Genomic DNA, 24,854 nt, shown 5'->3' on the forward strand with positions numbered 1-24,854 from the left:
GGCTGACTTCCATCTGAGTAAGGACCTGTCATGAGCAACACGCGTATTGCCTTTATCGGCGCCGGTAACATGGCGGCCAGCCTGATCGGTGGCCTGCGGGCCAAGGGCCTGGGCGCCGCGCAGATCCGCGCCAGCGACCCCGGCGCCGACACCCGTGCCCGCGTCAGCGCCGAGCACGGTATTGAAACCTTTGCCGACAACGCTGAGGCCATCCGTGGCGTCGATGTGATCGTGCTGGCGGTGAAGCCGCAGGCCATGAAGGCCGTGTGCGAAAGCCTGCGCCCGAGCCTGCAACCGCAGCAACTGGTGGTGTCCATCGCCGCCGGCATTACCTGCGCCAGCATGAATAACTGGCTGGGCGCCCAGCCGATCGTACGCTGCATGCCCAACACCCCAGCGCTGGTCAGCCAAGGCGTGAGCGGCTTGTACGCCACCGCCGAAGTGAGCGCCGAACAACGCAACCAGGCGCAAGCGCTGCTGTCCGCCGTGGGCACCGCCCTGTGGTTGGAACACGAGCAGCAACTGGACGCGGTCACCGCCGTGTCCGGCAGCGGCCCGGCGTATTTTTTCCTGTTGATCGAAGCCATGACCGCCGCCGGGGTGAAGCTGGGACTGTCCAAGGACGTTGCCGAGCAACTGGCCGAGCAGACCGCCTTGGGTGCCGCGCATATGGCGGTTGCCAGCGATGTGGACGCGGCCGAGTTGCGCCGTCGCGTGACCTCCCCCGGCGGCACCACACAGGCGGCCATCGAGTCGTTCCAGGCCGGGGGCTTTGAAGCCCTGGTGGAAAAAGCATTGAGTGCCGCTGCGCACCGCTCGGCGGAACTCGCCGAACAACTGGGCAAATAAGGAGCCAACATGATTGGTTTGAACACCGCAGCCGTCTACGTGCTGCAAACCCTCGGCAGCCTGTACCTGCTGATCGTACTGATGCGCTTCGTGCTGCAACTGGTACGCGCGAACTTCTACAACCCGCTGTGCCAGTTCATCGTCAAGGCCACCCAGCCGCTGCTCAAGCCGTTGCGTCGAATCATCCCGAGCTTGTTCGGCCTGGACATGTCGTCGCTGGTGCTGGCGATCCTGGTGCAGTTGGCCTTGATGGCGCTGACCCTGCTGCTGACCTACGGCACCACCGGCAATTTCGTACAGTTGCTGATCTGGGCGATCATCGGCGTGACCGCGCTGTTCCTGAAGATCTTTTTCTTCGCCTTGATCATCAGCGTGATCCTGTCCTGGGTCGCGCCGGGTAGCCACAACCCTGGCGCCGAGCTGGTGAACCAGATCTGCGAACCGGCCCTGGCGCCGTTCCGCAAGCTGCTGCCGAACCTGGGCGGCCTGGATATCTCGCCGATCCTGGCATTCATGGTGCTCAAGTTGCTGGATATGCTGGTGATCAATAACCTGGCGGCGATGACCATGATGCCGGACATTCTGCGTTTGCTGATCTAACGCGGATCAAATGTGGGAGCAAGCCTGCTCCCACATTTTCGAACTGCACACTGAATTCAATCCGCGCAGGCCTTTGCTTGCCGCTGGGGTTCGCGCTCTTTAGACTTACGCCTCATTTAAACGAGAGCAGGGTCGATGCCAACTGCCTTTCCCCCCGATTCTGTTGGACTGGTCGTGCCCCAAATGGCGCACTTCAGCGAACCGCTGGCCCTGGCCTGCGGCCGTTCGCTGCCTGCCTACGACCTGATCTATGAAACCTACGGCCAACTGAATGCCACGGCGAGCAACGCCGTGCTGATCTGCCACGCCTTGTCCGGCCATCACCACGCTGCCGGCTTCCACTCGGTCGACGAGCGCAAACCCGGCTGGTGGGACAGTTGCATCGGCCCCGGCAAGCCCATCGACACGAACAAGTTCTTTGTGGTCAGCCTGAACAACCTCGGCGGCTGCAACGGCTCCACCGGCCCGAGCAGCGTCAACCCTGAGAACGGCAAGCCGTTCGGCGCAGACTTCCCGGTGCTCACCGTGGAAGACTGGGTGCACAGCCAGGCGCGCCTGGCCGACCTGCTGGGCATCGACCAATGGGCCGCCGTGATCGGCGGCAGCCTGGGCGGCATGCAAGCGCTGCAATGGACCATCACTTACCCGGATCGCGTGCGCCATTGCCTGGCCATCGCCTCGGCCCCTAAATTGTCGGCGCAGAACATCGCCTTCAACGAAGTGGCGCGCCAGGCGATCCTGACCGACCCTGAGTTCCACGGTGGTTCGTTCCAGGAAGCCGGTGTGATCCCCAAGCGCGGCCTGATGCTGGCGCGGATGGTCGGGCACATCACTTACCTGTCCGATGACTCCATGGGCGAGAAATTCGGCCGTGGCCTCAAGAGCGAGAAGCTCAACTACGACTTCCACAGCGTCGAGTTCCAGGTAGAAAGCTACCTGCGTTATCAGGGTGAGGAGTTCTCGGGGCGTTTCGACGCCAACACCTATTTGCTGATGACCAAGGCGTTGGACTACTTCGACCCAGCCGCCAACTTTGATGACGACCTGGCGAAAACCTTCGAAGGCGCGACGGCCAAGTTCTGCGTGATGTCATTCACCACCGACTGGCGCTTCTCGCCGGCGCGCTCCCGCGAGCTGGTGGATGCACTGATGGCTGCGCGCAAGGACGTCTGCTACCTGGAGATCGATGCACCGCAAGGCCACGACGCCTTCCTGATCCCGATCCCACGCTACTTGCAGGCCTTCAGCAATTACATGAACCGCATAACTTTGTGAGAACGCCATGAGAGCCGACCTGGACATCATCCAAGACTGGATCCCCGCCGGCAGCCGCGTGCTCGACCTTGGCTGCGGCGATGGCGAACTGCTGAGCTGGCTGCGCGACCACAAGCAAGTCACCGGCTACGGCCTGGAAAACGACCCGGACAACATCGCCCAGTGCGTGGCCAAGGGCATCAACGTGATAGAGCAGGACCTGGACAAGGGCCTGGGCAACTTTGCCAGCAACAGCTTCGATATCGTGGTGATGACCCAGGCCCTGCAGGCGGTGCACTACCCGGACCGCATCCTCGACGAGATGCTGCGCGTAGGTCGCCAGTGCATCATCACCTTCCCCAACTTCGGGCATTGGCGCTGCCGCTGGTACCTGGCCACCAAGGGCCGCATGCCGGTGTCGGACTTCCTGCCGTACACCTGGTACAACACGCCGAACATCCACTTTTGCACCTTCGAAGATTTCGAAGCCCTGTGTGGCGAGCGTGAAGCCAAGGTGATCAACCGCCTTGCCGTCGATCAACAGCATCGCCACGGCTGGGCGAGTAAGCTATGGCCCAATCTGTTGGGCGAAATCGGTATTTATCGGGTCAGCAGTCCTGGCCTCACGGACCACAAGATTGCCGTCTAATCATTTTCAAGAGGGACGATCATGAGTCGTTTGGCTGTTTTTCTATTGACCGCATGCCTGGGTGCCAGCGCCATGGCCGCGGACGCTATCGACGCTAATCGCAAGAAAGACTTCGGCGATATCACCGTTCACTACAACACGTTCACCTCCAGCTTCCTGCAACCGGAAACCGCCCAGAAAGTCGGCGTGGTGCGCAGCAAGGAGAAGGGTTTGATCAACGTGACCGTGATCAAGGGCGTGACCCCGGTGGCCGCGCAAGTGACGGGCACCATCAAGGATTTGGGTGGCAAAAGCGAGATCCTCACCTTCAAGCAAATCAACGAAAAAGGTGGCATCAATTATCTCGCGCCCTACGCCGTGACCCAGCGCGAATACAAGACCTTTACCATCAACGTTGAAACCGGCGGCAAAGCCCATAGCTTCCAATTCAACCAGGAACTGTTTCCGGCGGAATGATGAACCTTACCCAACTCGTACTGGCCAGCCATAACGCCGGCAAGCTTAAAGAACTGCAAGCCATGCTCGGCGACTCCGTGCAGTTGCGCTCGATCGGCGAGTTCAGCCAGGTGGAGCCGGAAGAGACCGGCCTGTCGTTCGTCGAGAACGCCATCCTCAAGGCGCGTAATGCTGCGCGTATCTCCGGCCTGCCTGCGCTGGCGGACGACTCGGGCCTGGCGGTGGACTTCCTCGGCGGTGCGCCGGGCATCTACTCGGCACGCTACGCCGATGGCAAGGGCGACGCCGCCAACAACGCCAAGCTGCTGGATGCGCTCAAGGGCGTGCCCGACGCCGAGCGCGGCGCACAGTTCGTCTGCGTGCTGGCCTTGGTGCGGCATGCCGATGACCCGCTGCCGATCTTGTGCGAAGGCCTGTGGCACGGGCGCATCCTGCACGCGGCCAGTGGTGAGCACGGTTTTGGCTATGACCCGCTGTTCTGGGTGCCGGAACGTAACGTTTCCAGCGCCGAACTGAGCCCGGCCGACAAGAACCAGATCAGCCACCGTGCTCGCGCAATGGATTTGCTGCGCCAACGCCTGAGCCTGAAATGACCCAGAACACCTCTGCGCAGCCACTGATCCACGGTGGCGCGCAAACACTTCGGGCGGCCTTGCCTGTGCTGCCGCCTCTGGCGCTGTATATCCATATCCCGTGGTGCGTGCGCAAATGCCCCTATTGCGACTTCAACTCCCACACCGCCAGTAAAGTGCTGCCGGAAGAAGAGTACGTGGACGCCCTGTTGGCCGACCTCGATCAGGACCTGCACGCGGTTTACGGTCGCGAACTGAGCTCGATCTTTTTTGGTGGCGGTACGCCGAGCCTGTTCAGCGCCGCAGCGTTGGGCCGTTTGCTCAAGGGTGTGGAAGCGCGCATCCCGTTCGCCAGTGATATCGAGATCACTCTGGAAGCCAACCCCGGGACGTTCGAGCAGGAAAAGTTCGTGGCGTACCGCAAGCTGGGGATCAATCGCCTGTCCATCGGTATCCAGAGCTTCCAGCAGCAAAAGCTTGAGGCTCTGGGCCGTATTCATAACGGCGATGAAGCCGTACGCGCTGCCGGTATGGCACGCCAGGCCGGGTTCGATAACTTCAACCTGGACTTGATGCACGGTTTGCCCGATCAGTCCCTGGACGACGCTTTGAGCGACCTGCGCCAGGCCATCGCGCTGAAGCCAACGCACTTGTCCTGGTACCAGCTGACCCTGGAACCCAACACCGTGTTCTGGAACCAGCCGCCCGCGCTGCCGGAGGACGACACCTTGTGGGATATCCAGGAAGCCGGCCAGGCACTGCTCGCCGAACACGGTTATGCGCAATATGAAGTGTCGGCTTATGCCCAACCGGGCCGCCCGGCCCGGCATAACCTCAACTACTGGAGCTTCGGTGACTTCATTGGCATCGGAGCCGGTGCCCACGGCAAACTCAGCCACCCCGACGGGCGCATTGTACGTACCTGGAAGACCCGAGCACCGAAGGACTACCTCAACCCGGCCAAAAGCTTCCAGGCCGGCGCGAAAGAACTGACTAACGAGGAACTGCCGTTCGAATTCCTGATGAACGCCTTGCGCCTGACCGAAGGCGTCGAAGCGAAGCTCTACGCTGAGCGCACCGGGCTGGCGTTGTCGAGCCTGGATGAAGGCCGCCGCGAGGCAGAACAAAGTGGCTTAATGCAGGTCGAACCGTCACGCCTGGCGGCGACCGACCGCGGGCAACTCTTTCTCAATGACCTGTTGCAGAAGTTTTTGAGCTGACGCTCTAAGGAAATCGAATGGATTTGGTACTCGACCTGCTCGCCACCGTATCCCGTTGGAGCCGTAGCAACCTGTCGGAAATCTCCCTGGCCCTCGTCGGCTGCCTGCTGGTGCTGTTTGGCGCCGATATCAAAGGCTGGGTGGAAGCGCGCTTGGGCAGCATCGCAGGCGCATTGCGCGTCCCGTTAATGGCGTTGGTGTGCATGATCGGCAGCGGCGCGGCGTTGATCTACGCCACGCCGTGGATTGTACGGGGGTTGAGCCAGTTCAATAACTACAGCCTGGCGCCGGTGTTGATCGTGGTACTGGTACTGATCGGTGTAGTCGCCGACCGCCGCTGATCCTGAGCAAAACGTCGATACAAATGTGGGAGGGGGCTTGCCCCCGATGGCGGTGGACCAGTCACTGTTTGTGGTGACTGACACTCCGCTATCGGGGGCAAGCCCCCTCCCACATTTGATTGCATTTCAAGCTAATGGTGAGTTACGCCAACTTCTCGAACTTCAGATCCCACACCCCATGCCCCAACCGCTCGCCACGGCGTTCGAACTTGGTGATCGGGCGTTCAGCCGGGCGTGGCACGCATTTGCCGTCTTCCGCCAGGTTGCGATAGCCGGGGGCGACGTTCATCACTTCCAGCATGTATTCCGCGTAGGGTTCCCAGTCGGTGGCCATGTGCAGGATGCCGCCAACCTTCAGCTTGCTGCGTACCAGCTCCGCGAAGGAGGCCTGGACGATGCGGCGCTTGTGGTGGCGGGCTTTGTGCCATGGGTCGGGGAAGAACAGCATCAGGCGGTCGAGGCTATTGTCGGCGATGCAGCGGTTGAGCACTTCAATCGCGTCGCAGTCGTAGACCCGCAGGTTGGTCAACCCTTGGGTCAACACACCATTGAGCAGCGCGCCGACACCGGGGCGGTGGACCTCCACGCCGATGAAGTCCTGGTCGGGCGCGGCGGCCGCCATTTCCAGCAGGGAGTGGCCCATGCCGAAGCCGATTTCCAGGGAACGCGGGGCCGAACGGCCGAACACCTGGTCGTAGTCCACCGGCGCGTCGGCCAAGGGCAACACGAACAGGGGCGTACCTTGCTCCAGGCCCTTTTGCTGGCCTTCGGTCATGCGACCGGCGCGCATCACAAAACTCTTGATGCGGCGGTGCTTGGACTCGTCGCCTGCTTCCGGGGTGTTCGGCGTTTCGTTTGATTCAGTCATCAATGGCTCTTACTTGATCAGACCATCCAGCGGCGAAGAGGCGCTGGCGTAGAGTTTTTTCGGCATGCGACCGGCGAGGTAGGCCAGGCGGCCCGCGACGATGGCGTGGTTCATGGCTTCGGCCATCATGATCGGTTGCTGGGCATGGGCGATGGCCGAGTTCATCAGCACTGCGTCGCAGCCCAGCTCCATGGCGATGGTCGCGTCGGAGGCCGTGCCCACGCCCGCATCCACCAGCACCGGGATCTTGGCTTCTTCGAGGATGATCTGCAGGTTGTACGGATTGCAGATACCCAGGCCGGAACCGATCAGGCCGGCCAGCGGCATCACGGCGATACAGCCGATTTCCGCCAGTTGCCGCGCGATGATCGGGTCATCGCTGGTGTAGACCATCACGTCGAAGCCTTCCTTGACCAGGGTTTCAGCGGCCTTGAGGGTTTCGATCACGTTGGGGAACAGGGTCTTTTGGTCGGCCAGCACTTCCAGCTTCACCAGGTTGTGGCCGTCGAGCAGCTCACGGGCCAGGCGGCAGGTGCGCACGGCTTCGATGGCGTCGTAGCAACCGGCGGTGTTCGGCAGGAAGGTGTAGCGATCCGGCGACAGCACTTCGAGCAGGTTCGGCTCGCCTTCGATCTGGCCGAGGTTGGTGCGGCGCACGGCGAAGGTGACGATCTCGGCGCCCGAGGCTTCGATGGCCAGGCGGGTTTCTTCCATGTCGCGGTACTTGCCGGTGCCGACCAGCAGACGGGACTGGTAGGTACGACCGGCCAGGACGAAGGGCTTGTCGCTACGAACGATGCTCATGGGAAATCCTCGAAATGGGGTGAGGTTCTGCAGAATTCAGGAAGCTGCGCGATCAGCCGCCGCCGATGGCGTGGACCACTTCGACCTGGTCACCTTCGGTGAGCGCGGTCTCGGCGTGCAGGCTACGCGGGACGATATCCAGGTTGAGTTCCACTGCGACGCGACGCCCGGTGAGGTCCAGGCGGGTCAGCAGGGCCGCAACGGTTTCACCGTCGGGCAGTTCAAAGGATTCGCCGTTCAACTGAATGCGCATGCCACGGGCCGCCATCGTTTTTAGGGGCCCGCATTCTAGCCCGATCAAGGTTGATGACCCAAGTCCCTCGGTCAGATCGCCTGCAAGCGCCAGGCAGCCAGCCCCAGGAAAAACCAGCCCAGCAAGAACGCCAACCCGCCAAATGGCGTGATGATGCCCAGCTTGCTGATGCCCGTCATCGTCAGCACATACAAGCTGCCGGAGAACAACAGGATGCCGACAGTAAAGGAGATGCCCGCCCAGCTGACCAACCGACCAGGAATATGCGCGGCCAGCAGCGCTACGCCGAACAGCGCCAAGGTATGTACCAGTTGGTAGGTCACCCCGGTATGGAAGATCGCCAGGTACTCGGCGCTCAAGCGGTTTTTCAGGCCATGGGCGGCGAACGCGCCAAGGGCCACACCGGTGAAGCCAAAAAAGGCAGCCAGCATTAGAAAGCTACGCAGCATCAGGAACTCCAGTCAGACTCATCGGGCAGGGTCTGTATAATGGCCCGCTCAACGGGTTCGGCCAAGCCATCTCTATGCTGCGTCTCCTCTTCAAACGCTTTCTCAATGTCGTTAAATGGTTTGCCATCGCCAGTGTGCTGTTGGTACTGCTGTTTCGCGTCGTCCCGCCGCCCTTCACCGCGCTGATGGTGGAGCGCAAGGTCGAATCCTGGTTCGACGGCGAACCCATTGACCTGCAGCGCAGCTGGGTGCCGTGGGACGAGATCTCCGATGACCTCAAAGTGGCGGTGATGGCCGGTGAAGACCAGCGTTTCCCGCAGCACTGGGGCTTTGATTTCGGCGCGATCCAGGCGGCTATCCAGCACAACGAGCGCGGTGGTTCGATACGCGGCGCCAGCACGTTGAGCCAGCAGGTGTCGAAAAACCTGTTCCTGTGGGCCGGCCGCAGTTATTTGCGCAAAGGCCTGGAGGCTTGGTTTACCGGGCTGATCGAGGTGTTGTGGCCCAAGCAGCGGATTCTTGAGGTGTACCTCAACAGCGTGGAGTGGGATGAAGGCGTCTTCGGCGCGGAAGCAGCGGCGCGGCATCACTTTGGGGTGAGTGCCAAAGGGTTATCGCGGCAGCAGGCAAGCTATTTGGCCGCGGTGTTGCCGAACCCTCGGGTGTGGAGTGCCAGTCATCCGACGGCGTATGTGGCAAGGCGCGCTGCTTGGATTCGGCAGCAGATGAGCCAGCTGGGTGGTGATGGATATCTGGTTGAGTTGAATAACGCCCGCAAAGCCCCTTGGTCCGACTGAACCAACACAAAAACAAATGTGGGAGGGGGCTTGCCCCCGATAGCGGTGGATCAGTCAGCTTATTTGTAGCTGACCCACTGCAATCGGGGGCAAGCCCCCTCCCACATTTTTATTGACCGCGTCGCGTGTTAGGCGGCGATCGACAACTTCAGCTTATTCATCGCGCTTTTCTCAAGCTGACGAATCCGCTCGGCCGACACGTTGTACTTCTGTGCCAGGTCGTGCAGCGTGGCTTTTTCTTCCGCCAGCCAGCGCTGGTAGAGGATGTCACGGCTGCGGTCGTCCAGCACTTCCAGCGCTTCGTGCAGGTTGTGGTTGGAGTTGTCACTCCAGTCCGCATCCTCCAGTTGACGCGCCGGGTCGTACCGGTGGTCTTCCAGGTAGTTGGCCGGCGATTGGAAGGCGCTGTCGTCGTCCGCTTCGGCGGCCGGGTCGAAGGCCATGTCATGGCCGGTCAGGCGGCTTTCCATCTCGCGCACTTCACGCGGTTCCACGCCCAGGCTTTCGGCCACGCGGTGGACTTCCTCGTTGTTCAGCCACGCCAAGCGTTTTTTCTGGCTGCGCAGGTTGAAGAACAGCTTGCGCTGGGCCTTAGTGGTGGCGACTTTCACAATGCGCCAGTTGCGCAGGATGAACTCGTGGATTTCCGCCTTGATCCAGTGCACAGCGAACGACACCAGGCGCACACCCATCTCAGGGTTGAAGCGCTTTACCGCCTTCATCAGGCCAACGTTGCCTTCCTGGATCAGGTCAGCCTGGGCCAAGCCGTAGCCGCTATAGCTACGGGCGATATGTACGACAAAACGCAGGTGGGCGAGCACCATCTGCCGAGCCGCCCCCAAATCCTGCTCATAGTAGAGACTCTCGGCCAGTTCACGCTCCTGCTCGGGCGTCAGCAATGGAATGCTGTTGACCGTGTGCACATAGGCTTCCAGGTTCGCACCCGGGACCAAGGCATAAGCAGGTTGCAAAGAAGTGGTCATACGAAAAAACCTCCGACTCACATAACTCGTGCAGTTCAGCACTGCGAAAATTGACCGGGAACCGTAGGACAAGTTCCCTAAACCACTGATACGGTCAATACAAACGAAACCACATTAATCTGACATTAACTACTTCGGTGCCAGCTCACGTAAATGCCGAGCGACCGCAATCCAAGCACCGATATACCCCAACAATACCGCGCCAAGCAAGAGACTAAGACCATCGGCTACCGGCACACCGGCCAGCGCGAAATCGCTGCCGTAGAGTCCGGCCAGCCCGACCACCGCATCGTTCAGCCAGTCCAGGCCAAATGCCAGCACCCCCCAGGACAAAATCCCCGCACCGAGGCCATAAAGCGCGCCCATGTACAGAAATGGACGACGCACATAGCTGTCCGTGCCGCCGACCAGTTTAATCACTTCTATCTCTGTGCGACGGTTTTCAATATGAAGACGAATGGTATTGCCTATCACCAAAAGTAATGCAGACACCAACAGCACCGTCAGGCCGAACACAAACCGGTCGCCGAGCTTGAGGATCGCCGCCAGGCGCTCTACCCAGACTAGATCAAGTTGCGCCTGCTGCACCTTCGGCATCTCTGCGAGCTTTTGTCGCAGGGCCTCCAGCGCCGGCTTGTCGACTTCATTCGGCGTCACCAGCACCACGCCCGGCAGCGGGTTCTGCGGCAACTCCTTGAGCGCCTCGCCCAGGCCGGATTGTTGCTGGAACTCTTCCAGCGCCTGATCGCGGCTGATGTACTCGGCATCCGCCACGCCGGGCAGGTTCTTGATGTCATCGCGCAAGGACTCGCCGTCTTTAGCGCTGGCGTCGATGTTCAAGTACAGCGAGATCTGCGCCGCGCGCTGCCAGGAGCCGCCCAGGCGCTCCACATTATTAAGCAGCAGCGACAGGCCCATCGGCAGGCTCAGGGCCACCGCCATCACCAGGCAGGTGAAAAAGCTGCCGATCGGCTGTTTGCCCAGGCGGCGCAGGCTGTCGAGCAGGCTGGCGCGATGGCTTTCGATCCAGGCGCGCAGCAAGGTGCTGAAGTCCGGACCGTCGTCATCGTGATCGTGTTTTTTCTTCTGCGGTTGCGGGTCGGCCGGTTTCGGCGCCACGCGCTCGGAGACTTTAGGGCTGCGTGTTGCACTCATACGCCGGCCTCCCCATCACCGATCAGGCGGCCGCGTTGCAGGGTCAGCATGCGATGGCGCATGCGTGCGATCAGCGCCAGGTCGTGGCTGGCGATCAGCACGCTGGTGCCCAAGCGGTTGATGTCTTCGAACACCCCCATGATCTCGGCCGCCAGGCGCGGGTCGAGGTTACCGGTGGGTTCGTCCGCCAGCAGCAAGGCCGGGCGGTGGACGATGGCGCGGGCGATGCCGACGCGCTGTTGCTGACCGGTGGAGAGATCGCCAGGGTAGAGATCGGTCTTGTCCGACAGCGCCACGCGCTCCAGGGCCGAATCCACGCGCTTGACGATCTCGGCCTTGGACAGCCCGAGGATCTGCAACGGCAGCGCCACGTTGTTGAACACGGTGCGATCGAACAGCAACTGGTGATTCTGGAACACCACGCCGATCTGGCGGCGCAGGAACGGGATTTGCGCATTACTGATGGTTGCCAGGTCCTGGCCGGCCAGCAGCAGTTTGCCGGTGGTCGGGCGCTCCATGGCCAGCAGCAGGCGCAGCAACGTACTTTTACCGGCGCCGGAGTGGCCGGTGACAAACAGAAATTCGCCGCGACGCACTCGAAAGCTCAGCTCATGCAAGCCGACATGCCCGTTGGCATAGCGTTTACCGACCTGTTCGAATCGAATCATGAACGCTCCCGCTCGGCAAAGAGTGCCTGTACAAAGGGTTCGGCTTCAAAGGTGCGCAGGTCATCAATGCCTTCACCGACACCGATATAACGAATCGGCAACCCGAACTGTTTGGCCAGGGCGAAGATCACACCGCCCTTGGCCGTGCCGTCGAGCTTAGTCAATGCCAGGCCGGTCAGTTGGACCGTCTGGTTGAATTGTTTGGCCTGGCTGATGGCGTTCTGGCCGGTACCGGCATCCAGCACCAACAGAACCTCGTGCGGCGCGTCTGCGTCGAGCTTGCCGATCACGCGACGGACTTTTTTCAGCTCTTCCATCAAATTGTCTTTGGTGTGCAGGCGACCGGCGGTATCGGCGATCAGCACATCGATGTTCCGTGCTTTGGCGGCCTGCACCGCATCGAAGATCACCGAGGCGGAATCGGCGCCGGTGTGCTGGGCGATGACCGGGATCTTGTTGCGCTCGCCCCAGACCTGCAGCTGTTCAACCGCTGCGGCACGGAACGTATCGCCCGCCGCCAGCATCACCTTCTTGCCTTCGGACTGCAGCTTTTTGGCCAGCTTGCCGATGGTGGTGGTCTTGCCGGCGCCGTTAACGCCCACCACCAGGATCACAAACGGCTTTTTCGGGGTGATCACCAGCGGCGCTTCCACCGGCTTGAGCATGGCGGCCAGCTCGGCCTGCAGGGATTTGTACAGCGCGTCGGCGTCGGTCAGTTGCTTGCGCGCGACCTTCTGGGTGAGGCTCTGGATGATCACGGCGGTGGCTTCGACACCCACATCGGCGGTGAGCAGGCGGGTTTCGATGTCTTCCAGCAATTCGTCATCGATGACCTTTTTACCCAGGAACAGGCTGGCCATGCCTTCGCCGATACTGGCGCTGGTCTTGCTCAGGCCTTGCTTGAGGCGGGAGAAAAAGCCGGCTTTGCTGGTTTCAACAGGGGCAACGGGTTGCTCGATGACCGCAGGAGCGGCAACCAATGGCTCGACCGCCACGGGTGCTGGTGCTGGTGCTGGTGCTGGTGCTGGTGCTTCAACGATAACCGGCTGCGGCTCAACGATCACCGGAATCGGTGGAACCACATGCTCGGCCTGCACATCTTCAACCAGTGCCACGGGCTCTTCAGCCACCGGCAGTTCCAGCCACGGCTTGTGCTCGGGTTCCGGCTCAGGTTCCGCCTCGGCGACCGGCTGCAATACCGGCTCAGCCATCGGCAATACCACCGGCGCAGGGGTTTCGGCGACCGGTTCGGCTTCTACTATAGGCTCGGGGATCGGTTCGGCTTGAACCTGCGGTTGTTCGTCAACGGTTTCCTGCGGCTTTTTGCGCAGCCATCCGAACAGGCCTTTTTTCTCGCCAGCCGGGGCTGGGGTCTTCTTGTCGTCGTTGGAACCAAACATGGAGACGGCTATCTCAAGGTAGCGATGCGCCAGGGCGCCTCGGTAAATAAATTCGATGCAGAACAGACTGCTTTAACGCCCGCTTGTTCATGCGCAACATTTTGTAAGGCGTAAATAAAGGCCTCAACAAATCGACTCAATATAGGACTGAAGCGACAAAATCGGCGAAAAGTGGAAGATCATCGGGGAAACCCTCCATCTATCCCAACATTCCTACGACCGGATTCGGGACAAGATGACTACCGCAGTGGCCGTCCCTAAATCGGATCAGTATCCTAGCACCTCCTCGCCCGCCGACGCTAAGACCAAGCGGGCAGCCCAACAGGTTTAAAAACGAATGAATGCTCTAGCCCGCCGCGCCGCAGGCCTGCTGTTCAGCACAGTTTGTCTGCCTCTTTCAGCCTTGGCTGCCGACCCACAACCCACCCACGAATTCACCCTGGACAACGGCCTCAAGGTCGTCGTGCGCGAAGATCATCGCGCCCCGGTGGTGGTTTCCCAGGTCTGGTACAAGGTCGGTTCGAGCTATGAAACCCCGGGCCAGACCGGTTTGTCCCACGCCCTGGAACACATGATGTTCAAGGGCAGCGCCAAGGTCGGCCCCGGCGAAGCCTCGCTGATCCTGCGCGACCTGGGCGCCGAAGAGAACGCCTTCACCAGCGATGACTACACCGCTTACTACCAGGTGCTGGCCCGCGACCGCCTGGGCGTTGCCTTCGAGCTGGAAGCAGACCGCATGGCCAGCCTGCGCCTGCCGGCCGACGAGTTCAGCCGCGAGATCGAGGTCATCAAAGAAGAGCGTCGCCTGCGCACCGACGACAACCCGATGTCCAAGGCCTACGAGCGTTTCAAGGCCATGGCATTCCCCGCCAGCGGCTACCACACGCCGACCATCGGCTGGATGGCTGACCTGGACCGCATGAAAGTCGAAGAGCTGCGCCACTGGTATCAATCCTGGTACGTACCGAACAACGCCACCCTGGTCGTGGTCGGCGACGTCACCCCGGACGAGGTGAAGAACCTCGCCCAGCGCTACTTCGGCCCGATTCCCAAGCGCGACGTACCACCGGCCAAGATCCCGATGGAACTGGCCGAACCCGGCGAGCGCCAACTGACCCTGCATGTGCAGACCCAACTGCCGAGTGTGATGCTGGGCTTCAACGTACCCGGCCTGGCCACCGCCGACGACAAACGCTCGGTACAGGCTCTGCGCCTGATCTCCGCCTTGCTGGACGGCGGCTACAGCGCACGTATCTCCGAGCAGTTGGAACGCGGTGAAGAGCTGGTCTCTGCTGCGTCCACCAACTACGACGCCTATACCCGCGGTGACACCCTGTTCATGTTGAGCGCCACACCCAACCAGCAGAAAAAGAAAACCGTCGCCCAAGCGGAAGCCGGCCTGTGGCGCCTGCTGGACGAGCTGAAGGCCAAGCCGCCGACCGCCGAAGAACTGGAACGCATCCGCGCCCAGGTCATTGCCGGCCTGGTCTACCAGCGTGACTCCATCACCAGCCAGGCCACGGCCATTGGCTCCCTGGAGACCGTCGGCCTGTCGTGGAAATTGATGGACACCGAACTTGCCGACCTGCAAAGCGTGACGCCGGAAGACATCCAGAAAGCCGCACGCACCTATTTCACCCGCGAACGTCTCAGCGTCGCCCATGTCCTGCCTCAGGAGACCGCTCATGAGTGATCGCAAAAGCAGCCGCCTGATCCTGCCTGGCCTGATCGTCGTTACCCTGATCGCCGCCGGTGCCGTGTACTTCCTGCGCCCGAACGAATCCGTCGCCAGCCAGGCCTTGGAAAAAGCCCAATCGAGCAACCAGCTGCAATCCCTGGCGGAACTGGACGGCAAAGCGCCGACCAACCGCAAGCTCGATGTGCAAACCTGGATCACCGCCGAAGGCGCCAAGGTGTTGTTCGTCGAAGCCCATGAACTGCCGATGTTCGACGTGCGCATCCTGTTCGCCGCCGGCAGCAGCCAGGACGGCAACGTACCGGGCCTGGCGCTGATGACCAACGCCATGCTCAACGAAGGCGTGCCGGGCAAGGATGTGAGCCAGATCGCCCGCGACTTCGAAGGCCTGGGCGCGGACTTTGGCAATGGCGCGTACCGCGACATGGCGCTGGTGTCCCTGCGCAGCCTCAGCGACAGCGACAAACGCGACGCGGCGCTCGCGCTGTTTGACGACGTGATCGGGAAACCGACCTTCCCGGCCGACTCCCTTGCGCGGATCAAAAACCAGATCCTGGCCGGCTTTGAATACCAGAAGCAAAACCCTGCCAAGCTGGCCAGCCTTGAACTGTTCAAGCGCCTGTACGGCGATCACCCTTATGCGCACCCCACCGAAGGCACGCCAGAGAGCGTCCCGAAGATTACCCTGGCACAGTTGCAAGCCTTCCACGCCAAGGCATACGCAGCGGGCAACGCAGTGATTGCAGTGGTCGGCGACCTGACCCGCGCCGAAGCCGAAGCCATGACGGCCAAGGTTTCCGCATCGCTGCCCAAGGGCCCGGCCCTGGCAAAAATCGCCCAACCGACCGAACCCAAACCGGGTTTGAGCCGTATCGAGTTCCCGTCCAAGCAAACGCACCTGCTGTTCGCGCAACTGGGCATCGACCGCGCCGACCCGGACTACGCCGCCTTGTCACTGGGTAACCAGATCCTCGGCGGTGGTGGTTTCGGCACCCGTTTGATGAGCGAAGTGCGCGAGAAACGTGGCCTGACCTACGGCGTGTACTCCGGCTTCTCGCCGATGCAGGTACGCGGACCGTTCATGATCAATCTGCAAACCCGCGCAGAAATGAGCGGCGGCACCTTGCGCCTGGTCGAGGACGTGGTGGCCGACTACCTCAAGACCGGCCCGACGCAAAAGGAGCTGGATGACGCCAAGCGCGAGCTGGCCGGCAGCTTCCCGCTGTCGACCGCGAGCAACGCCGATATCGTCGGGCAGTTGGGCGCCATGGGTTTCTATAACCTGCCGCTGAGCTATCTGGAAGATTTCATGAAACAATCCCAGGCCCTGACCGTAGATCAGGTCAAGGCTGCAATGAACAAACACTTGAGTGCCGACAAGATGGTCATCGTGACCGCCGGCCCGACCATTGCGCAAAAGCCACTACCGCCCCCCACTGATAAACCCGCCGAGCAGCCGCTCGGGGTTCCGGAGCATTAATGGCCAGTTCATCTCGCCCGAAAAAACCTGTCCACAACGTGCATAACGGTGTGGGCCAACTGCGCATCATTGGCGGTGAATGGGGCAGCCGCAAGCTGAGCTTCCCTGACGTCGTAGGCCTGCGCCCGACGCCGGACCGCGTGCGTGAAACCCTGTTCAACTGGCTTGCGCCGTACATCGCCGGCGCCAAGGTGCTGGACCCGTTCGCCGGCAGCGGCGCGCTGTTCCTGGAGGCGTTGTCCCGCGGTGCCGCACTGGCTCAGGCGCTGGATGCGAGCAATGTCGCAGTCTCCAGCCTCAAGGAACACCTGGGCACCCTGCGCTGCACCAACGGTCAGGTGCAAACCGCCGACGCGCTGCGTTACCTCGAAACCCAGGCCGCCAGCGAGTACGACGTGGTGTTCCTCGACCCGCCGTTCAACCAGAACCTGCTGCCGACCGTGTGCGCACTGCTGGAAGAACGTCAATGGCTGGCACCGGACGCGTGGATCTACACTGAAAGCGAGACCGCGCCTTCTACCCTGGGCTTACCGGGCGCATGGCGCCTGCACCGGGAGCAGAAGTCCGGGCGGGTGTATTACGCGTTGTGGCACCGCTTGGTCGAGAGCGCTGCGTGATCTTTCAGGCTGAACTCAGTGGTGGCGAGGGAGCTTGCTCCCGCTGGGCTGCGTAGCGGCCCCAAAATCTGCAATCGTGTTCTGACTGAATAAATGCGGCGTTCTTGATGGGGCTGCTACGCAGCCCAACGGGAGCAAGCTCCCTCGCCACAGTGAGTTCGTTGCCCACCGAGAGTGTCATGACCCCTTCCGTCCACCTGTTCACCCCCGCCTACGGCCTCGGCAACCCCCACCTGCAAACGCTGTGGGGCCCGCTGTGGCGACCCACCACCCACATCGAACGCCAACGCGAACGTCTGTGGCTGGAAGACGGCGACTTCCTCGACCTCGACTGGCACGGCCCCCACGACGCGCAAGCGCCGTTGGTGCTGGTGTTGCACGGGCTGACGGGCTCCTCCAACTCGCCCTACGTGGCCGGGCTGCAAAAAGTCCTTGCCGCGCAAGGCTGGGCCAGCGCGGCGCTGAACTGGCGCGGGTGCTCGGGCGAACCGAATCTGTTGGCGCGCAGCTATCACTCGGGCGCGAGCGAAGACCTGGCAGCGACGATTGCCCATCTGCGGGCCAAGCGGCCGTTGGCACCGTTGTACGCCGTGGGTTATTCACTGGGTGGCAATGTGCTGCTCAAGCATTTGGGCGAAACCGGCGAGGCGTCAGGGCTGCAAGGCGCGGCGGCGGTGTCGGTGCCGTTTCGCCTGGACCAGTGTGCGGACCGTATCGGCTTGGGCTTTTCGCGGGTTTACCAGAAGCATTTCATGCGTGAAATGCTGGCGTATATCCGCGTCAAACAAAGCCGCTTTCTACAGGATGGGCGGGCGGATGGGCTGAAAACCCTGGAAGCCCTGGGCTCATTGGAGAAGATGCGCACGTTCTGGGATTTCGATGGCCGGGTTACCGCGCCACTGCACGGCTTCTTGAGTGCAGAGGACTATTACCGCCGCGCATCGAGCCGCTATTACCTGGGCGATATCCGCACACCCACCCTGATCATCCAGGCAGCGGATGACCCGTTTGTGTTCGCCCACAGCCTGCCCGAGGCACATGAACTGTCGGCGTGCACGGAGTTTGAACTGCTGGCCAAAGGGGGGCATGTCGGCTTTGTCGATGGAACCCTGAAGCGCCCCGGTTATTACCTGGAGCGCCGCATTCCTGACTGGCTGCTCAGTCGCCGGTAGCGATTGCCCGCGCCGGATCGTTAATCCACTCACTCCACGACCCCGCATACAATTTGCCCAACGGATATCCCGCCAGGCTCAAGGCGAACAGGTTGTGGCACGCCGTCACCCCCGAACCGCAATACGCCACCAGCTCATCTGGCGAGCGCCCCTGCAATTGGGTGGCGAAGCGCTGCTTGAGCTGCTCAGCCGGCAGGAAGCGGCCGTCGCTGCCGAGGTTTTCGTTGAACGCCGCGCACTGCGCGCCAGGGATGTGCCCGGCAATCGGGTCGATGGGCTCCACTTCACCGCGAAAGCGCGGTTGGGCGCGGGCATCGATCAGGGTCAGGCCGGGTTGGCCCAGGCGTTCTAGCAGGTGTTCGGCGTCCAGCACCATTCGATTATCCGGCGTACCGACGAAAGCGCCCGGCTCAACCACCGGTGCGTCCAGGCTCAACGGGAACCCCGCCGCATGCCAGGCCTTGAGGCCGCCATCCAGAATAAACACGCCATCACGCTTGCCCAGCCAGGCCAGCAACCACCAGGCCCGCGCGGCATAGGCGCCAGGGCCGTCGTCGTAGAGCACCACGTCGGTGTCGGCATTGACGCCCCAGGCCCGCAATTGCTCGGCGAAGGCATTCGCTGCCGGCAATGGATGACGGCCGGTCACGCCCTTGGTCACCGGCCCGCTGAGGTGGCGCTCCAGATCGGCATACTGCGCGCCTTCGATATGCCCTTCGGCATAGCTGCAGCGCCCGTAATCCGGGTCTTCCAAGGCAAAGCGGCAATCGAGGATCACCACACCGCCGGCCTTCTGGCGTTCGGCCAATTGCTGGGGGCTGATCAGTTGGGCAAGCGGCATGACGGACTCCTATGAACAGATTCGGGAAAGGTCCTACTTCACTTCTTCCAATGCCTGATTCAACGGCACATAAAATTCTTTGAACAATGCATCCACTGCCTCTTTGGCCTGGGGCGTGACAAACCCAGCCTCCAGCACCAGCACCTGATACACCCCACGCTTGATCGCCTCGGCGCTCAAGTGGGCGGAGTTTTCGTTGGTGGTGCACAAAAAACGCACCCAGGAGGTGAGGATGATCCAGGCATTGAGGGTCAGGGCTTCGGTTTGCACCGGGTCCATATTGAGAATACCGGCGTCGACGAACCCCTGGTAAATGGCGCCGCCCTGGACCAGGCAGCGTTGGGAAAAGCGCCGATAACCAGTGGCCAGTTCCGGGTCGCTTTCCAGCAGGTGTTCGAGGTCGCGGTGCAGGAAGCGGTAGCGCCACATGCCGGCCAATACGGCTTGCAGGTAGAAACGTTTGTCTTCGACAGTGACGGCGCGGCCTTGGGGCGGGCGCAGGAAACTGTCCACCAGGGCTTCGTATTCGCGAAACAGCAAGGCGATGATCGCCTGCTTGTTGGGGAAGTGGTAGTACAGGTTGCCCGGCGAAATTTCCATATGGGCGGCAATATGGTTGGTGCTCACACTGCGCTCACCCTGCTGGTTAAAAAGCTCCAGGCTGGTTTGCACAATGCGCTCGCTGGTCTTTACTCGTGGTGCCATAGGGGATCAGCTTCTGTACACGTGATGGGGCATCTTACGGCCTATTCTCGTAGGGATAAATCCGCATGTAGGCGTAATGACATTTGACAATTTAGAGTAATGACTCTAAAAATCCAGGCAGACCTATAACAATCGGGAACGCCGCCATGTCCGCCAACGTTGCCTACCTGCAAGATACCCAGGCGCTGGATCAACTCCAGCACCTGTTCGACACCCAGCGCCGTGCCTACGCAGCTAACCCCATGCCGCCAGCGGCCCAGCGCCAGCAATGGCTCAAGGCCCTGCGCGATCTGCTCAGCGACGAGCGCCAGGCGCTGATCAACGCGATCAGCCAGGACTTCAGCCACCGCAGCGCCGACGAAACCCTGTTCGCTGAACTGATGCCCAGCCTGCATGGCATTCACTACGCCAGCAAACACCTCAAGGGCTGGATGAAACCTTCCCGCCGCGCTGTAGGCATTGCCTTCCAACCCGCGTCAGCCAAAGTCATCTACCAACCGCTGGGCGTGGTCGGGGTGATCGTGCCCTGGAACTACCCGCTGTACCTGGCCATCGGCCCCTTGGTTGGCGCGTTGGCGGCGGGTAACCGGGTGATGCTCAAGCTCAGCGAATCCACTCCCGCCACCGGCGAACTGCTCAAGGCGCTGCTGGCAAGAATCTTCCCCGAGGACCTGGTGTGCGTGGTGTTGGGTGAAGCGGAAGTCGGCATGGCCTTCTCCAAACTGCCCTTCGATCACCTGCTGTTCACCGGCGCCACCAGCATCGGCAAGCATGTGATGCGTGCAGCGGCCGAACACCTCACGCCGGTCACTCTGGAATTGGGTGGCAAGTCGCCCGCCATCGTGTCTGCCGACGTACCACTCAAGGACGCCGCCGAACGTATTGCCTTCGGTAAAGCGTTGAACGCCGGCCAGACCTGTGTCGCGCCAGACTACGTGCTGGTACCGGAAGACCGGGTCGACGCGTTCGTCGCGGCCTACACCCAGGCCGTTCGCGGATTTTATCCGACCCTGGTCGACAACCCGGACTACACGGCCATCATCAATGAGCGGCAACTGGCCCGGCTGAATGCCTACGTCAAGGACGCCATCGACAAAGGCGCCACCTTGATCCCGCTGTACGACCAGGGCCAGGCACGGCGCATGGCCCACAGCCTGTTGCTGAATGTCAGCGATGACATGACGGTGATGCAGGACGAAATCTTCGGCCCGGTGCTGCCGATCGTGCCGTATCGCGGCCTTGACCAGGCCTTTGCCTACATCAACCAGCGCCCTCGCCCACTGGCCCTGTACTACTTCGGCTACAACAAGGCCGAGCAGAACCGCGTACTCCACGAAACCCATTCCGGCGGCGTGTGCCTGAACGACACCCTGCTGCACGTGGCCCAGGACGATATGCCGTTTGGCGGCATCGGCCCGTCGGGCATGGGCCACTACCACGGTCATGAAGGTTTTCTCACCTTCAGCAAGGCCAAGGGCGTGCTGGTGAAACAGCGCCTGAACGCGGCGAAGTTGATCTACCCGCCCTACGGCAAGTCCATTCAGAAGTTGATCCAGAAGCTGTTCGTTCGCTGAAACCGCCACCCACGGGACAACAATAACAATGAACCCTAGCCTGACTGATTCACCTGCGCTGTCGCGGCGCGGCGTCTTGAAAATCGGCCTGTGCGCCAGCGCGTTCCTGGCCACCGCCGGGTTGGGCGCCAGCCTCAGCGGTTGCTCCAGCAGCACCCCGGCCAGCGGCTTTGCCCTGTTGCGCAGCAGTGACTTGCCGTTCTTGCGCGCGGTCGTCCCGGTACTGCTCGAGGGCGTGGCCAGCGCTCAGGAAGTCGCCAGCGGGGTGGAAGACACGCTTAAAAAGCTCGACTTCAGCCTGCAGCGCCTGTCGCCGGAAATGTTCAAGCTCACCCAGCAATTGTTCGACGTATTGAGCATGGGCATCACCCGCGGGCCGTTGACCGGGATCTGGGGCAGTTGGGAAAACGCCAGCGGCGAGCAGATCCGCAACTTCCTGCACCGCTGGGAGAACAGCTACCTGAACCTGCTGCGCATGGGCCAGGGCTCGCTGCTCAAGCTGGTGATCATGGCCTGGTACTTCCAGCCGGCGTCCTGGGCCCACTGCGGCTACCCTGGCCCGCCGAAGATCTAGCCTTGATAACCGCCCCCCTGTGGGAGGGGATGTGCAGTGTTTTCCCGAACTCAACTTCGTACAAAAATAAGAGTGCATTCCTATGCCCGTACCTGATCTGTTCCGCGACGGCATGGCCCGTGGCTGGAAAACCCACAATGGCGCCGCCCTCGACAACGACCTGACCCTGGAAGCCGACGTGGTGATCATCGGCAGCGGTGCGGGGGGCGGCACCACCGCTGAAACCCTCAGCGCAGCGGGCTACAAAGTGCTGCTGATCGAAGAAGGCCCGCTCAAGACCAGCAGCGATTTCAAGCTGCTCGAAGACGAGGCCTACACCAGCCTCTACCAGGAAGGCATCGGCCGCATGAGCAAGGACGGCGCGATCACCATCCTGCAGGGCCGGGCCGTGGGCGGCACCACGCTGATCAACTGGACATCGAGCTTTCGTACCCCGGACGCCACCCTCGCCCACTGGGCCAGCGAATACGCCGTGAAAGGCCACAGCAGTGCCGAAATGGCGCCCTGGTTTGAAAAAATGGAACAACGCCTGGGCATCGCGCCCTGGGCTCTGCCGCCCAACCCCAACAACGATGTGATCCGCAAAGGCTGCGAAAAGCTCGGTTACAGCTGGCATGTGATCCCACGCAACGTGCGCGGCTGCTTCAACCTGGGGTATTGCGGTATGGGCTGCCCGGTCAACGCCAAGCAGTCGATGCTGGTGACCACGATTCCGTCGACCCTGGAGAAGGGTGGAGAACTGCTCTACCTGGCCCGTGCCGAACGCCTCATCTACAGCGGCGACACCATCAGCAGCCTGGAATGCGTGGCCATGGACGCCCTGTGCGTGGCGCCGACCGGACGCAGGATCACGGTGAAAGCCAAGCATTACGTGCTCTCGGGCGGCGGCATCAACAGCCCTGCACTGCTGATGCGCTCGGACGCGCCCGACCCGCACTCACGGCTGGGCAAACGCACCTTCCTACACTTGGTGAATTTCTCCGCCGGGCTGTTCGATGAGGTGATCAACCCGTTCTACGGCGCGCCGCAGTCGATCTATTCCGACCATTTCCAGTGGCAGGACGGCACCACCGGCAAAATGTCCTACAAGCTGGAAGCACCGCCTTTACATCCAGCGTTGGCCAGCACCCTGCTCGGTGGCTACGGCACCCAGAACGCCCTGGACATGAGCCAATTGCCCAACACCCACGCGATGCTGGCGCTGCTGCGCGACGGCTTCCACCCTGACAGCCCGGGCGGCAGCGTGGAGCTGCGCGGCGATGGCACGCCGGTGCTTGACTATCAGGTGTCGGACTACGCCTGGGATGGCTTGCGCCGTGCGTTCCACAGCATGGCCGAGATCCAGTTCGCCGCAGGCGCCACGTCGGTCAAGCCGCTGCATCACGATGCGCGCTACGTGAAAACCTCGGGAGAAGCGCGTGCGATGATTGAAGGCCTCAACCTGGAATTGCACCGCACCTGCCTGGGCAGCGCCCATGTGATGGGCGGATGTGCCATGGGTGAAGACCCAAAAAATGCGGTGGCCGACAGCCTCGGGCGCCATCACCAGTTGCGCAACCTGTCGATCCACGATGGGTCGCTATTCCCCACCAGCATTGGGGCCAATCCACAATTATCGGTGTACGGTTTGACCGCGCAACTGGCGACGGCATTGGCCGAACGTCTGAAAACGGCATGAAAAAACCGTCGATTAACGGCATGTATCTCCATAAGTCGACTTGGCCGACCGGGATGGCTGCGATACCATCCGATTCCCCAACGGACTCCGCCAGGACGACGCGATGAACCGAGTGTTGTACCCAGGTACCTTCGACCCGATTACCAAAGGCCATGGCGATCTGGTCGAACGTGCCTCACGCTTGTTCGACCATGTGATCATCGCGGTCGCGGCCAGCCCCAAGAAAAACCCGCTGTTTCCCTTGGAGCAGCGCGTGGAGCTGGCGCGTGAGGTCACCAAACACCTGCCCAACGTGGAAGTGGTGGGTTTTTCCACGCTGCTGGCGCATTTCGCCAAAGAGCAGAACGCCAACGTGTTCCTGCGCGGCCTGCGCGCGGTGTCGGACTTCGAATACGAATTCCAGCTGGCCAACATGAACCGCCAACTGGCACCGGACGTGGAAAGCCTGTTCCTCACCCCGTCGGAGCGTTACTCGTTCATTTCCTCGACGTTAGTCCGTGAAATCGCCGCTTTGGGCGGAGATATCACCAAGTTCGTACATCCGGCCGTGGCCGATGCGCTGACGCTGCGCTTCAAAAAATAATTCTGATGAGCGGTCCAGTTGTAGTCATCGGGCTTGCTGTGGTGAGCGGGCTTGCCCCGCGCTGGGCTGCGCAGCAGCCCCTCTGAACACACCTTGCACTGTCGGTTACACCTTGCCGTCAGGGTTTAGGGCCGCTTCGCGCCCCAGCGCGGGGCAAGCCCGCTCACTACAGACAAGCACCTACCTCAGGCTCGCACTGCGGGCGCCAATGCGGCACAATTGCGCGCATTAGTTTTCAGATGCCTTGGCTGACAGCCCTGGCAGGAGTTTCCATGTCCTTGATCATCACCGACGATTGCATCAACTGCGACGTCTGCGAACCCGAGTGCCCGAACGCCGCGATTTCCCAAGGCGAAGAGATCTACGTGATCGACCCCAACCTGTGCACCCAGTGTGTCGGTCACTATGACGAGCCGCAGTGCCAGCAGGTTTGCCCGGTGGATTGCATTCCGCTGGATGAAGCTCATCCGGAGACGGAAGAGCAACTGATGGAGAAGTACCGGAAGATTACCGGTAAGGCCTGACGCTGTTTAGCGCCTGTCGTGGCCTCATCGGGGTGCCCCCTCCCACAGTGAAAGTGTTCGCAATTCAAATGTGGGAGGGGGCAAGCCCCCGA

At 61.6% G+C, this 24,854-nt stretch carries 28 protein-coding genes; 18 read left to right on the top strand and 10 right to left on the bottom strand.

The features are described 5' to 3' along the window. Positions 1–30 precede the first annotated feature (30 nt). The 8 genes from proC to BM403_RS09170 all read left to right on the top strand — a co-directional run bounded on the left by proC (position 31) and on the right by BM403_RS09170 (position 5,941). The gene (proC, locus tag BM403_RS09135) at positions 31–849 is read left to right on the top strand and encodes a pyrroline-5-carboxylate reductase (RefSeq protein WP_015886345.1); all 819 of its coding nucleotides are present in this window, start codon (positions 31–33) and stop codon (positions 847–849) included. A gap of 9 nt (positions 850–858) precedes the next feature. After that, positions 859–1,449: a YggT family protein gene (locus BM403_RS09140; protein ID WP_015886346.1), complete on the top strand. Its 591-nt coding sequence runs from the start codon at positions 859–861 to the stop codon at positions 1,447–1,449. A gap of 135 nt (positions 1,450–1,584) precedes the next feature. Beyond that, positions 1,585–2,724: a homoserine O-succinyltransferase MetX gene (locus BM403_RS09145; protein WP_046034941.1), complete on the top strand. Its 1,140-nt coding sequence runs from the start codon at positions 1,585–1,587 to the stop codon at positions 2,722–2,724. Positions 2,725–2,731: 7 nt separating this feature from the next. Continuing rightward, positions 2,732–3,352, top strand: coding sequence for a methionine biosynthesis protein MetW (gene metW / locus BM403_RS09150; RefSeq protein WP_003234603.1), 621 nt, complete (start codon positions 2,732–2,734; stop codon positions 3,350–3,352). Positions 3,353–3,373: 21 nt separating this feature from the next. After that, positions 3,374–3,808 (top strand): DUF4426 domain-containing protein, encoded by a 435-nt coding sequence (locus BM403_RS09155; protein ID WP_015886348.1) that lies wholly within the window; start codon positions 3,374–3,376, stop codon positions 3,806–3,808. Beyond that, complete coding sequence (gene rdgB / locus BM403_RS09160; RefSeq protein ID WP_043206037.1) at positions 3,805–4,401, top strand: RdgB/HAM1 family non-canonical purine NTP pyrophosphatase; 597 nt, start codon at positions 3,805–3,807, stop codon at positions 4,399–4,401. Before BM403_RS09155 ends, rdgB begins: the two co-directional genes overlap by 4 nt. Then, entirely contained in the window at positions 4,398–5,600 is a 1,203-nt protein-coding gene (hemW, locus tag BM403_RS09165) for a radical SAM family heme chaperone HemW (RefSeq protein WP_093542530.1), read from the top strand. The genes rdgB and hemW overlap by 4 nt, the downstream gene beginning before the upstream one ends. Positions 5,601–5,617: 17 nt before the next feature. After that, positions 5,618–5,941 (top strand): DUF3392 domain-containing protein, encoded by a 324-nt coding sequence (locus tag BM403_RS09170; RefSeq protein WP_015886351.1) that lies wholly within the window; start codon positions 5,618–5,620, stop codon positions 5,939–5,941. A gap of 142 nt (positions 5,942–6,083) precedes the next feature. On the opposite strand, the gene trmB is transcribed toward BM403_RS09170, so the two are convergent. From trmB to BM403_RS09190, 4 genes are all read right to left on the bottom strand, one after another. Continuing rightward, positions 6,084–6,809 carry a tRNA (guanosine(46)-N7)-methyltransferase TrmB gene (gene trmB / locus BM403_RS09175; RefSeq protein ID WP_015886352.1) on the bottom strand — a complete coding sequence of 242 codons (726 nt, stop codon included), beginning with the start codon at positions 6,807–6,809 and terminating at the stop codon, positions 6,084–6,086. A 9-nt stretch (positions 6,810–6,818) separates the two neighbouring features. Next, the gene (locus BM403_RS09180) at positions 6,819–7,613 is read right to left on the bottom strand and encodes a thiazole synthase (RefSeq protein WP_015886353.1); all 795 of its coding nucleotides are present in this window, start codon (positions 7,611–7,613) and stop codon (positions 6,819–6,821) included. Between the two features lie 52 nt (positions 7,614–7,665). Then, on the bottom strand, positions 7,666–7,866 hold the full coding sequence (thiS, locus tag BM403_RS09185) for a sulfur carrier protein ThiS (protein ID WP_015886354.1): 201 nt from the start codon (positions 7,864–7,866) through the stop codon (positions 7,666–7,668). A gap of 71 nt (positions 7,867–7,937) precedes the next feature. Continuing rightward, on the bottom strand, positions 7,938–8,315 hold the full coding sequence (locus BM403_RS09190) for a DUF423 domain-containing protein (protein WP_015886355.1): 378 nt from the start codon (positions 8,313–8,315) through the stop codon (positions 7,938–7,940). 74 nt (positions 8,316–8,389) lie between these two features. Between BM403_RS09190 and mtgA the strand changes: the two genes are divergently transcribed. Further along, positions 8,390–9,112: a monofunctional biosynthetic peptidoglycan transglycosylase gene (gene mtgA / locus BM403_RS09195; RefSeq protein ID WP_015886356.1), complete on the top strand. Its 723-nt coding sequence runs from the start codon at positions 8,390–8,392 to the stop codon at positions 9,110–9,112. 128 nt (positions 9,113–9,240) lie between these two features. Here mtgA and rpoH read toward each other — a convergent pair whose 3' ends face one another. The 4 genes from rpoH to ftsY all read right to left on the bottom strand — a co-directional run bounded on the left by rpoH (position 9,241) and on the right by ftsY (position 13,318). After that, a complete protein-coding gene (gene rpoH / locus BM403_RS09200) occupies positions 9,241–10,095 on the bottom strand; it encodes an RNA polymerase sigma factor RpoH (protein WP_003176698.1) in 855 nt (284 codons plus the stop codon). Positions 10,096–10,224: 129 nt separating this feature from the next. Next, positions 10,225–11,250: a permease-like cell division protein FtsX gene (gene ftsX / locus BM403_RS09205; protein WP_093542532.1), complete on the bottom strand. Its 1,026-nt coding sequence runs from the start codon at positions 11,248–11,250 to the stop codon at positions 10,225–10,227. Continuing rightward, positions 11,247–11,918 (bottom strand): cell division ATP-binding protein FtsE, encoded by a 672-nt coding sequence (ftsE, locus tag BM403_RS09210; RefSeq protein ID WP_003234627.1) that lies wholly within the window; start codon positions 11,916–11,918, stop codon positions 11,247–11,249. The genes ftsX and ftsE overlap by 4 nt, the downstream gene beginning before the upstream one ends. Next, positions 11,915–13,318, bottom strand: a complete 1,404-nt coding sequence (gene ftsY, locus BM403_RS09215; RefSeq protein ID WP_093542536.1) for a signal recognition particle-docking protein FtsY — start codon at positions 13,316–13,318, stop codon at positions 11,915–11,917. Before ftsY ends, ftsE begins: the two co-directional genes overlap by 4 nt. Positions 13,319–13,655: 337 nt before the next feature. Here ftsY and BM403_RS09220 point away from each other — a divergent pair, with 337 nt between their 5' ends. From BM403_RS09220 to BM403_RS09235, 4 genes are all read left to right on the top strand, one after another. Then, the gene (locus BM403_RS09220) at positions 13,656–15,011 is read left to right on the top strand and encodes a M16 family metallopeptidase (protein ID WP_015886359.1); all 1,356 of its coding nucleotides are present in this window, start codon (positions 13,656–13,658) and stop codon (positions 15,009–15,011) included. Next, positions 15,004–16,494 (top strand): M16 family metallopeptidase, encoded by a 1,491-nt coding sequence (locus BM403_RS09225; RefSeq protein WP_093542538.1) that lies wholly within the window; start codon positions 15,004–15,006, stop codon positions 16,492–16,494. Before BM403_RS09220 ends, BM403_RS09225 begins: the two co-directional genes overlap by 8 nt. Then, complete coding sequence (rsmD, locus tag BM403_RS09230; RefSeq protein ID WP_015886361.1) at positions 16,494–17,111, top strand: 16S rRNA (guanine(966)-N(2))-methyltransferase RsmD; 618 nt, start codon at positions 16,494–16,496, stop codon at positions 17,109–17,111. The genes BM403_RS09225 and rsmD overlap by 1 nt, the downstream gene beginning before the upstream one ends. 179 nt (positions 17,112–17,290) lie before the next feature. Continuing rightward, positions 17,291–18,283, top strand: coding sequence for a hydrolase (locus tag BM403_RS09235; protein WP_093542540.1), 993 nt, complete (start codon positions 17,291–17,293; stop codon positions 18,281–18,283). On the opposite strand, the gene BM403_RS09240 is transcribed toward BM403_RS09235, so the two are convergent. Next, positions 18,270–19,124, bottom strand: a complete 855-nt coding sequence (locus BM403_RS09240) for a sulfurtransferase (RefSeq protein ID WP_015886363.1) — start codon at positions 19,122–19,124, stop codon at positions 18,270–18,272. The two genes, BM403_RS09235 and BM403_RS09240, sit on opposite strands and share 14 nt — an antisense overlap. A 33-nt stretch (positions 19,125–19,157) precedes the next feature. Beyond that, positions 19,158–19,829 carry a TetR/AcrR family transcriptional regulator gene (locus BM403_RS09245; protein WP_015886364.1) on the bottom strand — a complete coding sequence of 224 codons (672 nt, stop codon included), beginning with the start codon at positions 19,827–19,829 and terminating at the stop codon, positions 19,158–19,160. 146 nt (positions 19,830–19,975) lie between these two features. Between BM403_RS09245 and BM403_RS09250 the strand changes: the two genes are divergently transcribed. The 5 genes from BM403_RS09250 to BM403_RS09270 all read left to right on the top strand — a co-directional run bounded on the left by BM403_RS09250 (position 19,976) and on the right by BM403_RS09270 (position 24,762). After that, a complete protein-coding gene (locus BM403_RS09250; RefSeq protein ID WP_046034935.1) occupies positions 19,976–21,403 on the top strand; it encodes a coniferyl aldehyde dehydrogenase in 1,428 nt (475 codons plus the stop codon). Between the two features lie 28 nt (positions 21,404–21,431). After that, the gene (locus BM403_RS09255) at positions 21,432–21,977 is read left to right on the top strand and encodes a hypothetical protein (protein ID WP_046034934.1); all 546 of its coding nucleotides are present in this window, start codon (positions 21,432–21,434) and stop codon (positions 21,975–21,977) included. Between the two features lie 82 nt (positions 21,978–22,059). Then, a complete protein-coding gene (locus BM403_RS09260) occupies positions 22,060–23,655 on the top strand; it encodes a GMC family oxidoreductase (protein ID WP_093542542.1) in 1,596 nt (531 codons plus the stop codon). Positions 23,656–23,758: 103 nt separating this feature from the next. Further along, complete coding sequence (coaD, locus tag BM403_RS09265; RefSeq protein WP_003176711.1) at positions 23,759–24,238, top strand: pantetheine-phosphate adenylyltransferase; 480 nt, start codon at positions 23,759–23,761, stop codon at positions 24,236–24,238. Positions 24,239–24,510: 272 nt separating this feature from the next. Beyond that, positions 24,511–24,762 carry a YfhL family 4Fe-4S dicluster ferredoxin gene (locus BM403_RS09270; RefSeq protein WP_003195146.1) on the top strand — a complete coding sequence of 84 codons (252 nt, stop codon included), beginning with the start codon at positions 24,511–24,513 and terminating at the stop codon, positions 24,760–24,762. Positions 24,763–24,854 lie beyond the last annotated feature (92 nt).

Source organism: Pseudomonas sp. OV546, from assembly GCF_900116845.1.
Taxonomy (GTDB): domain Bacteria; phylum Pseudomonadota; class Gammaproteobacteria; order Pseudomonadales; family Pseudomonadaceae; genus Aquipseudomonas; species Aquipseudomonas petroselini.

Excerpts from the sequence above, each read along its gene's own strand:
- proC (WP_015886345.1), top strand. The coding sequence starts at position 31 with ATGAGCAACACGCGTATTGCCTTTATCGGCGCCGGTAACATGGCGGCC.
- BM403_RS09140 (WP_015886346.1), top strand. The coding sequence starts at position 859 with ATGATTGGTTTGAACACCGCAGCCGTCTACGTGCTGCAAACCCTCGGC.
- BM403_RS09145 (WP_046034941.1), top strand. The coding sequence starts at position 1,585 with ATGCCAACTGCCTTTCCCCCCGATTCTGTTGGACTGGTCGTGCCCCAA.
- metW (WP_003234603.1), top strand. The coding sequence starts at position 2,732 with ATGAGAGCCGACCTGGACATCATCCAAGACTGGATCCCCGCCGGCAGC.
- BM403_RS09155 (WP_015886348.1), top strand. The coding sequence starts at position 3,374 with ATGAGTCGTTTGGCTGTTTTTCTATTGACCGCATGCCTGGGTGCCAGC.
- rdgB (WP_043206037.1), top strand. The coding sequence starts at position 3,805 with ATGATGAACCTTACCCAACTCGTACTGGCCAGCCATAACGCCGGCAAG.
- hemW (WP_093542530.1), top strand. The coding sequence starts at position 4,398 with ATGACCCAGAACACCTCTGCGCAGCCACTGATCCACGGTGGCGCGCAA.
- BM403_RS09170 (WP_015886351.1), top strand. The coding sequence starts at position 5,618 with ATGGATTTGGTACTCGACCTGCTCGCCACCGTATCCCGTTGGAGCCGT.
- trmB (WP_015886352.1), bottom strand. The coding sequence starts at position 6,809 with ATGACTGAATCAAACGAAACGCCGAACACCCCGGAAGCAGGCGACGAG.
- BM403_RS09180 (WP_015886353.1), bottom strand. The coding sequence starts at position 7,613 with ATGAGCATCGTTCGTAGCGACAAGCCCTTCGTCCTGGCCGGTCGTACC.
- thiS (WP_015886354.1), bottom strand. The coding sequence starts at position 7,866 with ATGCGCATTCAGTTGAACGGCGAATCCTTTGAACTGCCCGACGGTGAA.
- BM403_RS09190 (WP_015886355.1), bottom strand. The coding sequence starts at position 8,315 with ATGCTGCGTAGCTTTCTAATGCTGGCTGCCTTTTTTGGCTTCACCGGT.
- mtgA (WP_015886356.1), top strand. The coding sequence starts at position 8,390 with ATGCTGCGTCTCCTCTTCAAACGCTTTCTCAATGTCGTTAAATGGTTT.
- rpoH (WP_003176698.1), bottom strand. The coding sequence starts at position 10,095 with ATGACCACTTCTTTGCAACCTGCTTATGCCTTGGTCCCGGGTGCGAAC.
- ftsX (WP_093542532.1), bottom strand. The coding sequence starts at position 11,250 with ATGAGTGCAACACGCAGCCCTAAAGTCTCCGAGCGCGTGGCGCCGAAA.
- ftsE (WP_003234627.1), bottom strand. The coding sequence starts at position 11,918 with ATGATTCGATTCGAACAGGTCGGTAAACGCTATGCCAACGGGCATGTC.
- ftsY (WP_093542536.1), bottom strand. The coding sequence starts at position 13,318 with ATGTTTGGTTCCAACGACGACAAGAAGACCCCAGCCCCGGCTGGCGAG.
- BM403_RS09220 (WP_015886359.1), top strand. The coding sequence starts at position 13,656 with ATGAATGCTCTAGCCCGCCGCGCCGCAGGCCTGCTGTTCAGCACAGTT.
- BM403_RS09225 (WP_093542538.1), top strand. The coding sequence starts at position 15,004 with ATGAGTGATCGCAAAAGCAGCCGCCTGATCCTGCCTGGCCTGATCGTC.
- rsmD (WP_015886361.1), top strand. The coding sequence starts at position 16,494 with ATGGCCAGTTCATCTCGCCCGAAAAAACCTGTCCACAACGTGCATAAC.
- BM403_RS09235 (WP_093542540.1), top strand. The coding sequence starts at position 17,291 with ATGACCCCTTCCGTCCACCTGTTCACCCCCGCCTACGGCCTCGGCAAC.
- BM403_RS09240 (WP_015886363.1), bottom strand. The coding sequence starts at position 19,124 with ATGCCGCTTGCCCAACTGATCAGCCCCCAGCAATTGGCCGAACGCCAG.
- BM403_RS09245 (WP_015886364.1), bottom strand. The coding sequence starts at position 19,829 with ATGGCACCACGAGTAAAGACCAGCGAGCGCATTGTGCAAACCAGCCTG.
- BM403_RS09250 (WP_046034935.1), top strand. The coding sequence starts at position 19,976 with ATGTCCGCCAACGTTGCCTACCTGCAAGATACCCAGGCGCTGGATCAA.
- BM403_RS09255 (WP_046034934.1), top strand. The coding sequence starts at position 21,432 with ATGAACCCTAGCCTGACTGATTCACCTGCGCTGTCGCGGCGCGGCGTC.
- BM403_RS09260 (WP_093542542.1), top strand. The coding sequence starts at position 22,060 with ATGCCCGTACCTGATCTGTTCCGCGACGGCATGGCCCGTGGCTGGAAA.
- coaD (WP_003176711.1), top strand. The coding sequence starts at position 23,759 with ATGAACCGAGTGTTGTACCCAGGTACCTTCGACCCGATTACCAAAGGC.
- BM403_RS09270 (WP_003195146.1), top strand. The coding sequence starts at position 24,511 with ATGTCCTTGATCATCACCGACGATTGCATCAACTGCGACGTCTGCGAA.